Annotated in this window: 12 protein-coding genes; 5 read left to right on the top strand and 7 right to left on the bottom strand. The window is 64.8% G+C overall.

Going from position 1 to position 13267, the window contains the following annotated elements:
* Positions 1-19: 19 nt before the first annotated feature.
* From BMX62_RS05915 to bchF, 5 genes are all read right to left on the bottom strand, one after another.
* Positions 20-1456: a BCD family MFS transporter gene (locus tag BMX62_RS05915; RefSeq protein WP_090205822.1), complete on the bottom strand. Its 1437-nt coding sequence runs from the start codon at positions 1454-1456 to the stop codon at positions 20-22.
* On the bottom strand, positions 1453-2172 hold the full coding sequence (bchM, locus tag BMX62_RS05910) for a magnesium protoporphyrin IX methyltransferase (protein WP_090205819.1): 720 nt from the start codon (positions 2170-2172) through the stop codon (positions 1453-1455). The genes BMX62_RS05915 and bchM overlap by 4 nt, the downstream gene beginning before the upstream one ends.
* A 131-nt stretch (positions 2173-2303) precedes the next feature.
* On the bottom strand, positions 2304-3902 hold the full coding sequence (bchB, locus tag BMX62_RS05905; protein ID WP_090205816.1) for a ferredoxin:protochlorophyllide reductase (ATP-dependent) subunit B: 1599 nt from the start codon (positions 3900-3902) through the stop codon (positions 2304-2306).
* Between the two features lie 4 nt (positions 3903-3906).
* Positions 3907-5169 carry a ferredoxin:protochlorophyllide reductase (ATP-dependent) subunit N gene (locus BMX62_RS05900; protein WP_090205813.1) on the bottom strand — a complete coding sequence of 421 codons (1263 nt, stop codon included), beginning with the start codon at positions 5167-5169 and terminating at the stop codon, positions 3907-3909.
* The gene (gene bchF, locus BMX62_RS05895) at positions 5166-5666 is read right to left on the bottom strand and encodes a 2-vinyl bacteriochlorophyllide hydratase (protein ID WP_090205811.1); all 501 of its coding nucleotides are present in this window, start codon (positions 5664-5666) and stop codon (positions 5166-5168) included. The genes BMX62_RS05900 and bchF overlap by 4 nt, the downstream gene beginning before the upstream one ends.
* Before the next feature lie 336 nt (positions 5667-6002).
* Between bchF and BMX62_RS05890 the strand changes: the two genes are divergently transcribed.
* The 5 genes from BMX62_RS05890 to BMX62_RS05870 all read left to right on the top strand — a co-directional run bounded on the left by BMX62_RS05890 (position 6003) and on the right by BMX62_RS05870 (position 11034).
* Complete coding sequence (locus tag BMX62_RS05890) at positions 6003-6932, top strand: cobalamin B12-binding domain-containing protein (protein WP_162273507.1); 930 nt, start codon at positions 6003-6005, stop codon at positions 6930-6932.
* Between the two features lie 41 nt (positions 6933-6973).
* The gene (gene ppsR / locus BMX62_RS05885) at positions 6974-8398 is read left to right on the top strand and encodes a transcriptional regulator PpsR (RefSeq protein ID WP_090205948.1); all 1425 of its coding nucleotides are present in this window, start codon (positions 6974-6976) and stop codon (positions 8396-8398) included.
* Between the two features lie 149 nt (positions 8399-8547).
* Positions 8548-9447 (top strand): chlorophyll synthase ChlG, encoded by a 900-nt coding sequence (chlG, locus tag BMX62_RS05880; protein ID WP_090205803.1) that lies wholly within the window; start codon positions 8548-8550, stop codon positions 9445-9447.
* Positions 9448-9572: 125 nt separating this feature from the next.
* The gene (locus BMX62_RS05875; RefSeq protein WP_202906216.1) at positions 9573-10760 is read left to right on the top strand and encodes a geranylgeranyl diphosphate reductase; all 1188 of its coding nucleotides are present in this window, start codon (positions 9573-9575) and stop codon (positions 10758-10760) included.
* 10 nt (positions 10761-10770) lie between these two features.
* Positions 10771-11034, top strand: coding sequence for a hypothetical protein (locus BMX62_RS05870; protein ID WP_090205799.1), 264 nt, complete (start codon positions 10771-10773; stop codon positions 11032-11034).
* A gap of 51 nt (positions 11035-11085) precedes the next feature.
* Here BMX62_RS05870 and BMX62_RS05865 read toward each other — a convergent pair whose 3' ends face one another.
* Complete coding sequence (locus BMX62_RS05865) at positions 11086-12573, bottom strand: alpha/beta fold hydrolase (protein WP_090205794.1); 1488 nt, start codon at positions 12571-12573, stop codon at positions 11086-11088.
* The gene (locus BMX62_RS05860; RefSeq protein WP_090205791.1) at positions 12570-13265 is read right to left on the bottom strand and encodes an HAD-IA family hydrolase; all 696 of its coding nucleotides are present in this window, start codon (positions 13263-13265) and stop codon (positions 12570-12572) included. Before BMX62_RS05860 ends, BMX62_RS05865 begins: the two co-directional genes overlap by 4 nt.
* Positions 13266-13267 lie beyond the last annotated feature (2 nt).

The raw sequence follows: 13267 nt of genomic DNA, 5'->3' as shown, positions 1-13267 counted from the left end.
CCTCCAAGTTTCGAGCGGCCTAGCCGGGGAAGTCGGCCATGCCGAACCTCGATGAAGATTGCTCTCGGGAGGCGCCCTTGTTGCGCATGAGCGGCCCGATTGCGATGAGTGTGGCAAACAACAGCACTATTTCAATCTGGTAGACCACCGTGTAGCCCCATTCCGGCCCGGTCAGGGCCGGTCCCAGCAATTCCCGGCTGGTGATGGCATTGACGACGTCGCGGATTACGCCCCCCAGGATGATTCCCAGGCCCAGGGCGGTTGCCTGTACGGCACCCCAGGCGCCGAGGGCGATACCGCTTTGTCCACCATTCTCCCGGCTCATGGCCGCAATCAATGTGCCCACGGCGAAAAAGCCTGTACCGAAACCGATGCACGTGGCACCGATACGGAACAGCAACGCCGAATCCATGGGTGCTGCAAGGATCACCGCCGTGAACGCACCAATGCCGATCAGTGCGCCCAGGGCCGAGAGCCGATAGGGGTTCCCGCCGCGATTGAGCCACCAGGCCGCCAGGGCCAGGGAAGCCAGAGTACCGCCCGCAAGCAAGGCCGTCAGTGTCGTTGTGGCACTGACGGACAACCCCAGAATTTCTCCGCCATAAGGCTCCAATAATATGTCCTGCATCTGGAAACCGGCCGTTCCCAGCCCCACCACCACCAAAAACCGCATTGCATGGCTTTGGTTCATGTAATTGCGCCAGGCGTCTTTGAAAGGCTGTCGCGGCGCATGTTTTGAGGTGCGGGCAGGGTTACGGGCCTCTTGCTTCCATAATGCCAGACAATTTACAAGGAAAGTCACAACAGCCGCGCCTTGTATGACCTGGATCAGTTTCATTTCGCTGAAATCAATCAGCAATGCCCCCAGGGTCAGGGCGCTGATCAGCATACCCACCAGGAGCATGGTATAGAGCAGGGCCACCACCCGTGGTCGCTTGTCTTCCGGGACCAGATCGGTGGCCAGGGCCAGTCCCGCGGTCTGGGTGGTATGCAGGCCGGCGCCGGTGAGGAAAAAGGCCAGGGCCGCGGCGGCGGGTCCGGCCCAGTCCGGCCCCATCTCGCCGCCGCTGGACATGAGCAGCAGGGCAAAGGGCATGAAGGCCAGACCACCGAACTGCATCAGTGTGCCGATCCAGATGTAGGGTACCCGTCGCCAGCCCAGGGCGGAACGATGGGTGTCGGAGCGGTGTCCGATGAGGACACGGAAGGGCGCGAACAGGACCGGCAGGGCCACCATCAGGGCCACCAGGGCCGCCGACAGACCCAGTTCCACGATCATGACCCGGTTGAGGGTGCCCGTCAGCAGGACGATGGCCATGCCCACGGAGAACTGGAACAGGGACAGGCGCAACAGCCTGCCCAGGGGCAGATCCTGGGTGGCGGCATCGGCGAAGGGTAAAAAGCGCGGCCCTACCTGGGACAGCGCCCTGGCGATCTGTCGGCTGACGGCCTTCACGTCACATTATTCCTGCCTGTGCTCAGCTCCAATGCCTGGGAAGTATAAAATCCCTTGGAGATTCGGTGGGTTTGGACGGGTTTCCAGCCGTCCAGGGCGGGTTCGGCGGCAATCAGTCGCAGCAGTGTCTTTTCGGCCACCGGCTCGATGGCGGGAGAGCGGTCGCTCTTGGGAAATACCTTGCCCACCGTATGCATGATGGCCAGGGCCGGGGTGCGGGGGGCAAAGGTGAACAGCAGCCCCGCATGGGTGCGGGCCGCCAGCACCGAGAGGGCCTGGACGATGTCCTGGGACTGATAGTGGATCAGGGAGTCCATGGCCACCACATAGTCAAATTCCCCCAGCTTGGGGTCCAGGTAGTCGCCCACATGGAAGGTAATCTCACCGGTGCCCAGGTCTTCGGATTCGGCCCGTTCACGGGCCATGTCCACCAGATTCTGGGACAGGTCAATGGCAATCACATGGGCCCCGCGCCGGGCGGCCTCCACCGACAGCATGCCGGTACCGCAGCCTGCATCCAGCACCCACTTGCCCGTAAGATCCTGGGGCAGCCATTCCAGCAGGGTGTTGCGCATCTGTTCCCGGCCAGCCCGCACCGTGGCCCGGATGCGGCCCAGGGGTGTATCGGAGGTGAGTTTTTTCCAGGCATCGACAGCGGTCCGGTCGAAGTAGGTTTCCAACTGGCCGCGTCGCTTTTGATAAGAGGGAGAAGGCATCAGGAAAATCCGTGTGAGTCAAAATGGGGCAGGATGATCCCTGATTATAGCCGGCCACGGGGCAGTCCTCATCCCCGCAGGGGGGCGATCCTGATCAGGGACATGGCAGCGGGCGCCCGGGCCGGCATGGGTCACCGGCCAAAATGGGCCTTGGCGTCGTACAGGGTGTCGATTTCGATGCGACTGATACCCCGTTCCCTGGCAAAGCGTTCGGTGTTGCGTCGTGCCTTGCCACGGACGAAAAATGGAATCTTGCGCAGTTCCTTTTCCGCCTCCGGGGACCAGACCGGCTCGCCGTCCGCCGCCGTGGCTTCCGGTTCTGGGGTATCCGCCGTGGCGGCGGCAGGGGCCGTTGCCGCCACCGGGCGGGTTTCCGCCGGTGCACTGGCCCCCAGATGGGAAGGGCCCGCCTCGGCATGGAACTCGAAGTCTTCTCGGAACATGCCCAGCAGGTGTTCCTCCAGGCCCATCATCAGGGGATGGACCCAGGTATCGAACAGGACGTTGGCGCCGCCAAAGCCCATCTGGGGGGCGTAACGGGCCGGGAAGTCCTGCACATGGACCGGCGCGGAGATGACGGCGCAGGCCACCCCCAGACGCTTGGCGATATGCCGCTCCATCTGGGTGCCCAGCACCAGTTCCGGATGCAGTTCCGCCACCTGGGCTTCCACTTCCAGATAATCGTCGGTGATCAGGGGTTCGATGCCGTACCGTTTGGCGGCCTCCCGCACCTCCCGGGCGAATTCCCGGCTGTAGGTGCCAAGCCCCACCACGGTAAAGCCGAATTCCTCGGTGGCCACCCGGGCCGCGGCGACGGCATGGGTGGCATCACCGAAGATGAACACCCGCTTGCCGGTGAGATAATTGGAGTCCACCGAGCGGGAATACCAGGGCAGGCGGGAGTCGCCGTCCTCCAGGGCGGGCGCCGGGTCCACACCGGCCAGGGCGGCCACTTCGGCGATGAATTCCCGGGTGGCGCCGACCCCGATGGGCACCACCTTGGTGAAGGGTTGCTTGAACATCCGCTCCAGCCATTTGGCGGCGGTGGCGGCGATTTCGGGATACAGCACCACATTGAAATCCGCCTCGCCCAACCGGGTGATGTCCACGGGGGTGGCGCCCATGGGGGCGGTCACATGGACATCAATACCGAGGCGGTTGAGCAATCGGGTGATTTCCTGAATGTCATCCCGATGCCGGAATCCCAGGGCCGTGGGGCCGAGAATGTTGCACCGTGGCCGTTGTCCTTCGGGGCGGGGCGGGCGCTCGGTACCCGGCGCCGGGGCCTGGGGGCCGGCCAGCCCCCGGACCAGTTGGTAGAAGGTTTCCGAGGCGCCCCAGTTCTCCTTGCGCTGATAGGACGACAGTTCCAGCGGGATGGCGGGAACCGGCAGGCCCAGCCCTTTGGCCAGACCGCCCGGATCATCCTGAATCAGTTCTGCGGTGCAGGAGGAACTGACCAGCATGGCCTGGGGCTTGAAGCGCTCGCAGGCTTCCCGGGCCGCCGTCATGAACAGTTCAGCGGTGTCCTGGCCCAGATCCCGCCCTTTGAAGGTGGTGTAGGTGACCGGCGGGCGCTTGTCCCGGCGCTCGATCATGGTGAAGAGCAGATCCGCGTAGGTGTCCCCCTGGGGGGCATGAATCACATAATGCAGCCCTTCCATCCCGGTGGCCACACGCATGGCGCCCACATGGGGTGGGCCTTCATAGGTCCAGACCGTCAGTTGCACGACATCAGACTCTCAGTTTGGCCTTCCGCAGCAGCGGACGGGCGAAAAGTTCAGCAAGATCAGCCGCCTGGTCATAGCCCTGAATGGGGGTGAAGACCAGTTCGATGGACCACTTGGTGGTGATCCCCTCGGCTTCCAGCGGATTGGCCAGTCCCAGGCCGCAGACCACCACGTCGGGCCGGGCGGCGCGACAGCGGTCAAGCTGCTTGTCCAGATGCTGGCCTTCGCTCAGGGTGGTGCCTGCCGGCAGCAGTGCCAGTTCTTCCGCCAGATGCTGGCGATGGAGATGGGGGGTGCCGATCTCCAGCAGTTCCATGCCGGCTTCCCGGTGCAGGAAGCGGGCCAGCGGAATCTCCAACTGGGAATCGGGCAGCATGAACAGGCGCTTGCCCGCCAGTTGTTCACGCATTCGGGCCATGCCCCGTCGGGCACGTTCAATGCCGGGCGCGGTCACCTGATCGAACCGGTCCCCGGCAACACCAAAGGTATCCGCCACCGCCTTGAGCCAGCGGGTGGTGCCTTCCTCCCCCAGGGGGAAGGGCGCGGCAATGCGGGTGGCGCCCCGCTGTTCCAGGCAGCGGGCGGTGTCCCCCAGGAAGGGCTGGGCCAGGATGTAGCGGGTGTTGGGACCAACGGCGGGCATCTCGCGGGAATTGCGCGCCGGCAGGAACTGCACCCGGGTGATGCCCATGTCGGTGAACAGGCGCATGAACTGATCTTCCACCACATCCGCCAGGGTGCCCACCACCAGCAGATCGGGGGCGGCATCGGCGGGGGCCTGGGGCAGTTCCGGGACCAGCGCCGCCAGACAGGTGTCCTCGCCCTGGGTGAAGGCCGTTTCCAGACCGCTGCCGGAATAGCTCAGAACCCGCACCTGGGGCTGGTGCTGCTGGGACAGACGGGAGGCGGCCCTCTCCAGATCCAGCTTGATGACCTCGGAGGGGCAGGAGCCCACCAGGAACAGCATGCGGATATCGGGGCGGCGTTCCAGCAGGCGGGCCACCACCCGATCCAGTTCTTCATTGGCATCGGCCAGGCCCGCCAGATCCCGTTCCTCGATGATGGCGGTGCCGAACCGGGGTTCGGCGAAGATCATGACGCCAGCCGCCGACTGCATCAGGTGGGCGCAGGTGCGGGAGCCGACGATGAGAAAGAAGGCATCCTGAATCTTGCGGTGTAACCAGATGATACCGGTGAGGCCGCAGAACATGGAATTCTGTCCCCGCTCCCGAAGGACGGGGATATCCGTCAGCTTGTCACTGCTCATTTGGCCGGCCCTTCCGTGGCGGCGCCCTGCAGACGGGCGGCCCGCAGCTTGATCAGGAACTGGGCGGCATTGATCACGTAGACCGCATAGGCCACCAGGGCCAGATACAGCTGCTGTTCAGTGCTCAGGAAGTTCCAGAACAGGGAGACCATGTAGGCGGTGTGCAGGGCGATCACCAGCATGCTCACCATGTCTTCCCAGAAGAATGCCTTGGCGAACAGATAGTGGCCGAAGACCACTTTCTCCCAGATGGCGCCGGTGACCATGATGGTATAGAGAATGAGTGTCTTGAGGACGATGGAGGCATGGGCTAGCCAGAGTCCTTCGCCGGTCATCAGATAGCGCACCACCAGCCAGGTACTGACGATAAAGACAAAGAACTGCAGGGGGGCCAGAATACCCTGAACCACCGTCCAGGGGGTTTCGTCGCGCCGCCGGCGTTCCTCGGGCGTGTAAAGCGGGCGGGGCTTGCGCTCACCGGCTCCAGCATGCTGCATCGGACCTTTCTCCAGACAGATCAACGTGGTGGCGAGAGTGTGTACAAGGGTCCAGGGTTTGTCAATCAAAGTGGACAGGATGCCGCCGATACGCCGGGGCGGGGCTTTGGCTCGATTACCCCTGGTTTTTTTGGGTAAAGTTCCATGATCCTGCTAGACTTCCGTATCCGTGCGGGGGTCCGGCAGGGCCGGCATGGCCAGGCTCGAACATGCCCACTGCCCCCCGCGGCGGCTTTCCGACATCCTTGGGAGAAATGTATGGTGACTGGGAGACGACCGGCCGGTCTCGATGGCAGGGTGCCGTCCCGTGGCCATGAGACAGAAACTGACCCACGGATGCGTGGTGGCGACGCTCCGGGCACCCCACCGGTTGGCCGGGCCGCCCACGCCGATAACGATCACCCGCAAGACCTGCTGGATCAGGATACCCGGCGGTTGAGAACCGAACTCTCCAGAGTCATCGAGGGGGAGATTATTCCTCGCCTGATGTTGGTTCATCGTGCCCGTGGGCCGGAAGATGGCCATTGTGCCAAGGCGCGGACACCCGACATCCCGATGACGCCGGATGTCCAGGTGTCATCCATTGGCACGCAGGCGGTGGAGACATTTTCCCATCTGGTCATGGCCCAGGATACCGACGCCATTTCGTCCTACCTGGACACATTGCGCGGGCGCGGGGTTTCCCTGGAGATCATTCTGGTGCAGTTGCTGGCCCCTACGGCCAGGTATCTGGGAGAACTCTGGGAGACCGATCAGGCGGATTTTACCGAGGTCACCGTGGGGCTTTGCCGGCTTCAGCATCTGTTACGCGAGCTGGGCAGTGCCTTCGAGGCAGAACCCGGCCACGGATTACCCGGTCAGAAGCGTGTGCTGATGGCGCCGGTGCCGGGGGAGCATCACACCTTCGGGTTGCTCATGGTGTCCGAGTTCTTTCGGCGGGCCGGCTGGGAGGTGACCTGTGACCCGGCCCTCGGCGTTACCGAGTTGAATGATCTGGTGCGCCGGGAATGGTTCGATGTGGTGGCCCTGTCCCTGAGTTGCGAACCCCTGCTGGAGCGGGCGGCCAGTGTCATCAGGGGAGTGCGCCGCGCCTCCTGCAACCCTTCCGTGGGCATACTCATCGGCGGTCGTTTGTTTGCAAACAACCCGGCCCTGGGTGCGGTGGTGGGCGCTGATCAGGTGGCAATCAATGGGCAGGATGCGGTGCAACGGGCCGATGAGATGCTGGCCCGCCAGGTGGGGCGAGTGAATCGGCAGTTATGCTGATGCCGCCCTGATACCTTTAATTCTTGGAAAGTGTGGAGCGTGTGAAGCAGTTCAAGGCCCCAAGGCAGTCCCTCGGGGAACTGGAACCCGACCAGATCGCATCACTGATTGCGGCGGCGGCGGATGTTTCCCTGATCCTGGATGACGCCGGTGTCATCCAGGACATCGCCTTTGGCAGCGATGAGTTGTCCATGGAGGGGTATGGGCATTGGCTGGGCAAGCCCTGGGTGGATACGGTCACGTCGGACAGTCGCAACAAGATCGAGGCGCTGTTACGGGATGCCGATACCGCCGGTGACAGGCGCTGGCGGCAGGTCAATCACCCCTCCAGTCGGGGGCTGGATGTGCCGGTCATGTATTCAGCCATCAGAGTGGGGGATGGGGGACGGGTTGTGGCCCTGGGTCGGGATCTGCGCGCCATTGCCGCGCTTCAGCGGCGTCTGGTGGAATCCCAGCAGATGATGGAGCGGGAATATGCCCGTCTGCGCCAGGCCGAGACCCGTTATCGCCTGTTGTTTCAGGTGGCCTCCGAGGCTGTGATCATCATGGACGCCACCACCCGCAAGGTGATGGAGGTCAACCCCGCCGCCGGTGAGTTGCTGGGGGAGAGTGCGGGAAAAATGATTGGCAGGGTGTTTCCCGATGGTTTTGGCCTGGAGGATGCCCAGCCCGTTCAGGACATGCTGGCCACGGTGCGGGCGGTTGGTCACGGGGCAGAGGTGGGTGTTCGTTCCCAGTCCGGTGAGCGGGAGTTCATCGTCGCCGCCTCCCTGTTCCGTCAGGGCAATGCCGCCCATTTCCTGGTCCGGTTGCGTTGCCCGATGATGGATGCCCTCTCCACGGTGGGGCCGTGGATGCATTCCCAGGTCATGACCCTGGTGGAAAGGGCGCCCGATGGATTCGTGGTCACCGATCCCGGCGGTCGCATCCTGGCTGCCAATCCGGCTTTTCTTGAATTGATCCAGATACCGACGGAGGATCAGGCGCGGGGGCAATCCCTGGGGCGCTGGCTGGGTCGGCCCGGAGTGGATCTGAGTGTACTGATCGGTACCCTGCAAGAGCATGGGGCCGTGCGGTTGTTCACCACTGCGCTACGGGGTGAATACGGCTCAGTTACCGAGGTGGAGATTTCCGCCGTGGCCGTGCTGGATACCGACAGTCCCTGCCTGGGATTCAGTCTCCGTAGTGTGGGACCGCGCATCTCCCGGGATGCGGTGGTCGCCCGGGATGCGCCCCGCTCCGTCGAGCAACTCACGGAACTGGTGGGGCGGGTACCTCTCAAGGATCTGGTGCGGGAAAGTACCGATATGATCGAACGCCTGTGTATCGAGGCCGCCCTGGAACTGACCAACGACAACCGGGCATCAGCCGCCGAGATGCTGGGTCTGAGCCGACAGAGTTTCTACGTGAAGCTCAGGCGCTACGGCCTGGGGGATCTGACCCCGGAGAACGAAGACAAGTCATGACGCCCGACGGGATTTGCGGGGGGATATTCAACTTCGATCCCTGCCCACGGAATGATCCGGGGCGATGTCCATCCTTCATTACTTATGGCGCCCGTGGGCGGTGTAAATGAAGCTTGACGATCCTGTTGGCCGCGTATAATTTACCCGCCATGTCGATTCCAGCACCCCGCGCAGTCCTTGAACTGCTCAAGCCCGTCACCTGGTTCCCGCCCATGTGGGCCTTTGCCTGTGGCGTCGTGTCTTCCGGTGTCGCCCTGCAGGAGCGGTGGTGGCTGATCATCGTCGGCGTGATTCTGGCGGGGCCGCTGATCTGCGGCACCAGTCAGGCGGTCAATGACTGGTTTGACCGCCATGTGGACAAGATCAACGAACCCAATCGGCCCATTCCCTCGGGGCGGATTCCTGGCCGCTGGGGGCTTTACATCGCCATCATCTGGACCATCCTGTCCTTGCTGGTGGCCACCCTGCTGGGATTCTGGGGCTTTCTGGCCGCCCTCTTCGGCATGATCCTGGCCTGGGCCTACAGTGCGCCGCCCACCCGTCTCAAGCGCAACGGCTGGTACGGCAACTCCGCCGTGGCCATTTGTTATGAAGGGGTGCCCTGGTTCACCGGTGCCGTGGTGATGACCGTGGGCACGGCGGCGGCCGGTTTCCCCGACTGGCGCATCGTGGCGGTGGCCCTGCTGTACAGTGTGGGCGCCCACGGCATCATGACCCTTAACGATTTCAAGTCCGTGGAAGGGGATACCCGCATGGGTCTGGGTTCCCTGCCGGTACAGCTGGGTGTGGACCGGGCCGCCCGCCTGGCCTGCTGGGTCATGGCGCTGCCCCAGGTGGTGGTGATCGCGCTGCTGTTCTCCTGGGGCGCCCTGTGGCATGCCCTGGCCATCACCGTGCTGCTGGCGGTGCAGGGCGGGTTGATGCTGCGCCTGCTCAAGCAGCCCAAGGAACTGGCGCCCTGGTACAACGCCACCGGCGTGACCCTCTATGTGAGTGGCATGATGATCACGGCTTTTGCCCTGGGCAGCATGAATCTGATGGCATCGTGATCAGCACCTTGCCAGGGTGATTTTCGGGGGGGAGTCGCGGCGGACAGGTTCGCCGGACTCCCCTTTTTTGTGACTTTTTTCCGTGGTGCGGTAGCTGGCCGCGGAGCTGGACAAAGGTGAAGCAAATGGCTGAGATGGAAACCTATGACGTGGTCGTGGTCGGCGGCGGTCCCGCCGGGGCAACGGCCGCCACCGATCTGGCCAGGGCCGGGCGCAAGGTGTTGTTGCTGGACCGGGAAGGGCGCATCAAGCCCTGCGGCGGCGCCATCCCCCCCATCCTCATGACCGAGTTTGACGTGCCGGAAGAGGTGCTGGTGGCCAAGATTCGCTGCGCCCGCATGTTCTCTCCCTCCGACCGCAAGGTGGACATGCCCATCGACGGCGGTTACGTGGGCATGGTGGACCGCAAGACCTTCGACCCCTGGCTGCGGGACCGGGCCGAGCAGGCCGGTGCCGAGCGCCGCGTGGGCACCTACGAGAAGATCGACCGTGACGCCGACGGCACCGCCGTGGTGCATTACAAGAATGCCGACGACGACGTGGTGGGGGTGCGTGCGCGGGCGGTGATCGGCGCCGATGGCGCCCGTTCTGCCGTGGCCCGTCAGGAAGTCCCCGGCGCCGACAAGATCCCCCATGTGGCCGCCTACCATGAGATCATCAGTCGTCCCACCCGGCCGGACGCGGAATATGATCCCGAACGCTGTGATGTCTATTATCGCGGCTCCCTGTCCCCGGATTTCTATGCCTGGGTCTTCCCCCACGGCGACACCGTCAGCGTGGGGGTTGGTTCCGCCCATCGCGGCTTCTCCCTGAAGGGCGCGGTGGATGAGTTGAGAAAGGCCGCCGGCATGGAAGACTGCGAGACCCTGCGCCGCGAGGGGGCGCCCATCCCCCTGTACCCGATGAAATGCTGGGACAATGGCCGTGACGTCCTGCTGGCCGGGGATGCCGCCGGCGTGGTGGCGCCCGCCTCCGGCGAGGGCATCTACTACGCCATGCTGGGGGGGCGTCTGGCGGCGGAAGCCGTACACAGTTTCCTCACCTCCGGCAAGCCGGCGGATCTGAAACTGGCCCGCAAGCGCTTCATGAAGCTCCACGGTCAGGTCTTCTGGGTGCTGGGCATCATGCAGCGCTTCTGGTACATCAACGACAAGCGCCGGGAGCGCTTCGTGGCCATCTGCCGGGACAAGGACGTGCAGGAGCTGACCTGGCAGTCCTACATGTACAAGAAGCTGGTGCGGACCCGTCCCCTGGCCCAGATCCGTATCTTCTTCAAGGATATGGGCCATCTGCTGGGCATTTCCAAGGTCTGAGGGTCGAGTCATGGCCCAGTGGTTTGCCTCCGGTCTGATCATCGACCTGATCATCCTGGCCATGGTCCTGGAGGCGGCCTTGCTGGGCCTTTGGCATCGCCGTACCGGCCGGGGGATTGCCTTTGTCCGGCTCTGGCCCTTCCTGCTGGCCGGCGTGTCCCTCATGCTGGCCCTGCGGGCGGCGCTGACCGGGGCCGAGTGGTACTGGATCTCCTTCTGGTTGCTGGGAGGACTGGTGGCCCATGTGGCGGATCTGTGGCAACGCATGCGCTGAACAGGCACCCTGACGGCTCCGGCCCCGCCTGAAAAAACCGCGCCGGGCGGCTTAAATCAGCGGAAACATCATGGTCAGGGTCCAGCCCAGGAAGGCGGCCATGGCCAGCCCCCCGGCCCAGGGCCGTTGCGCCGGCAGGCTCACCAGCAGGGGCAGGGCCAGCATCACCGGCAGCAGGGGCAGGATGATGAGCAGGAACATCATGCCGTCCACCAGGGCGGCGGCAATGCCGACGGTGACCATGGTCACCAGGGCAATGCCCAGGCCCAGGGCGAAACCCCGGATACCCTCCCGTCCCAGCAGGGCGGTGGACAGGGCCACGGCCCAGGGCAGGATCAGCACCGTCAGTACCGGCAGATAGGGCAGGCGGTGCAGCGGGGGCCACCAGGCCAGCCAGACCTTGGCGCCGAGCACACCAAAGGCCAGCATCAGCACGCCGAACATGACCATGCCCCAGCCCAGGTCCGCCCATTCCGGGCGGGGCGGCCGGGTGCCCAGGGCCAGCCAGAACAGGCCGGCCAGGGCCAGCCAGAGGGCGAACTGGGGACTCACCAGCATGCCCCCCAGTCCATCCAGATAGATCACCTCACCAATACCGATCAGGGCCAGGGTGGCGCCGATGCCGCTCAGGGTGGCCCGCAGCAGGGGGCGGCGGGTGTGATCCAGCCAGTCCGGGGGCAATCCCAGCAAAGAGGGCGATTCCCGTTGAGCGAACAGGGGAACCAGGGCGTGCCACAGGATCAGCACGGCCAGCAGGTGCAGCAGCCACCAGGCCAGGGTGGGATTGGGGGAAACGTCCGGGATGGAAAGATCCCAGGCGCGAGCAAACCAGTCCAGGGAAGCAGCGTGGGCATCCTGGCGGAACAGGATGCCGATGTGTTCGGCCTGGGGAATGACGGTGAGGGCGCGGGCGGTGCCCTGCAGGGGATCTCCCCCCTCGCCGCCGGCCTGTTCCAGCAGGGTGTTCGCCGCCGCCAGGAAGGGGCCTTCCCAGGCGCCGGCCATGAGCATCAGGTTGCGGGGGCTGTCCGGGCCGACCTCGCTCTGGCCGGGGGAGATGGCCACCACGGCGCTGACATCGTCCAGGCGCAGCCTGCCGGCGTCAATGGCGGCCCCGGCTCCCAGGGAATGTCCCAGCAGCCCCAGGCGCCGGTGATCCACTTCCGGGCGACTCAGCAGCAGATCCAGGGCGGTCTGGACATCCCGCTGAAACTGTTCTGGATCATTCCACCAGTCCAGGGGGGCCTGATTGCGACCGTGACCACTCAGGTCCGGCAGGGCTACCACCACACCGGCCTGGGCCAGGGTCAGCGCCCAATGGCGCATCAACCGTTCGGAGCCGGCAAAGCCGTGGGCCATGACCACCCCCGGTACCGGTTCGGTCACGGCGGGCAGCAGCAGGGTGACAGGGACGCCATCCTGAGTGAGGGACAGACTCTGCACGCCCCGTTCGGCGGCCAGTACCATCCACCAGGCCAGGGCCATGAGCAGTACCGCGATCAGGGCGGTGCCCAGACGCAGGGGCAGATATCTGTTCATCGTAAGGTGATCCCCACCCGGGACTCGGCGGGGAGCCAGGGCAGGATCTGCTCCGGGTGATCGATGGCCCCATCCGCGCCCCAAGTGGCGGGGGCCTGGGGGTCGTCGATATAGCCGTAGAGGGCCACCAGGGTGTGGGTGCCGGTGGCGCGCCCGGCCTGGATGTCCCGCTCCGCATCCCCCACGTACAGACATTCGGCCGGTTGGCAGGCCGCCTGTTCACAGGCCAGCAGCATGGGCATGGGATGGGGCTTGCGCTGGGGGGTGGTGTCGCCGCTGATGACGGTGACGGCCCGTTGGTGCAGGTCCATGGCGCGCACCAGGGGATCGGTGAGCCAGGCCGGCTTGTTGGTGACGATGCCCCAGTTCATGCCCAGGCGTTCGATGGTATCGAGCAGGGTCTCCATGCCGGGAAACAGACCGGTGTCCCGGCACAGGTAATGCTCGGCGTACAGGGTCAGGAACCGTTGCCGAAGGGTCTCGAACCGGTCCCCCTCGGCGTCGGGAAAGGCCAGTCTGACCAGGGCCGCGCCGCCGTGGGAAACCTGGTTGCGAACCGCCTCGAAGGGCAGCATCGGCACGCCCTGTTCCCGTTGCAGGGCGGCCAGGGCGGCGTACATGTCCGGGGCGGTGTCCGCCAGGGTGCCGTCCAGATCGAACAGCACGGTACGCAGGGGATCGGAGCCGGGCATGG

The organism is Ectothiorhodospira magna (genome assembly GCF_900110965.1).
Taxonomy (GTDB): domain Bacteria; phylum Pseudomonadota; class Gammaproteobacteria; order Ectothiorhodospirales; family Ectothiorhodospiraceae; genus Ectothiorhodospira; species Ectothiorhodospira magna.
Note: the sequence above shows the minus strand (reverse complement) of the source record. Positions and strands in the feature narration are given on the sequence as shown.

Coding starts and splice junctions, on each gene's coding strand:
- bchM (WP_090205819.1), bottom strand. CDS start 2,172: ATGCCTTCTCCCTCTTATCAAAAGCGACGCGGCCAGTTGGAAACCTAC.
- BMX62_RS05900 (WP_090205813.1), bottom strand. CDS start 5,169: ATGAGCAGTGACAAGCTGACGGATATCCCCGTCCTTCGGGAGCGGGGA.
- bchF (WP_090205811.1), bottom strand. CDS start 5,666: ATGCAGCATGCTGGAGCCGGTGAGCGCAAGCCCCGCCCGCTTTACACG.
- BMX62_RS05890 (WP_162273507.1), top strand. CDS start 6,003: ATGCGTGGTGGCGACGCTCCGGGCACCCCACCGGTTGGCCGGGCCGCC.
- chlG (WP_090205803.1), top strand. CDS start 8,548: ATGTCGATTCCAGCACCCCGCGCAGTCCTTGAACTGCTCAAGCCCGTC.
- BMX62_RS05875 (WP_202906216.1), top strand. CDS start 9,573: ATGGCTGAGATGGAAACCTATGACGTGGTCGTGGTCGGCGGCGGTCCC.
- BMX62_RS05870 (WP_090205799.1), top strand. CDS start 10,771: ATGGCCCAGTGGTTTGCCTCCGGTCTGATCATCGACCTGATCATCCTG.
- BMX62_RS05865 (WP_090205794.1), bottom strand. CDS start 12,573: ATGAACAGATATCTGCCCCTGCGTCTGGGCACCGCCCTGATCGCGGTA.
- BMX62_RS05860 (WP_090205791.1), bottom strand. CDS start 13,265: ATGCCCGGCTCCGATCCCCTGCGTACCGTGCTGTTCGATCTGGACGGC.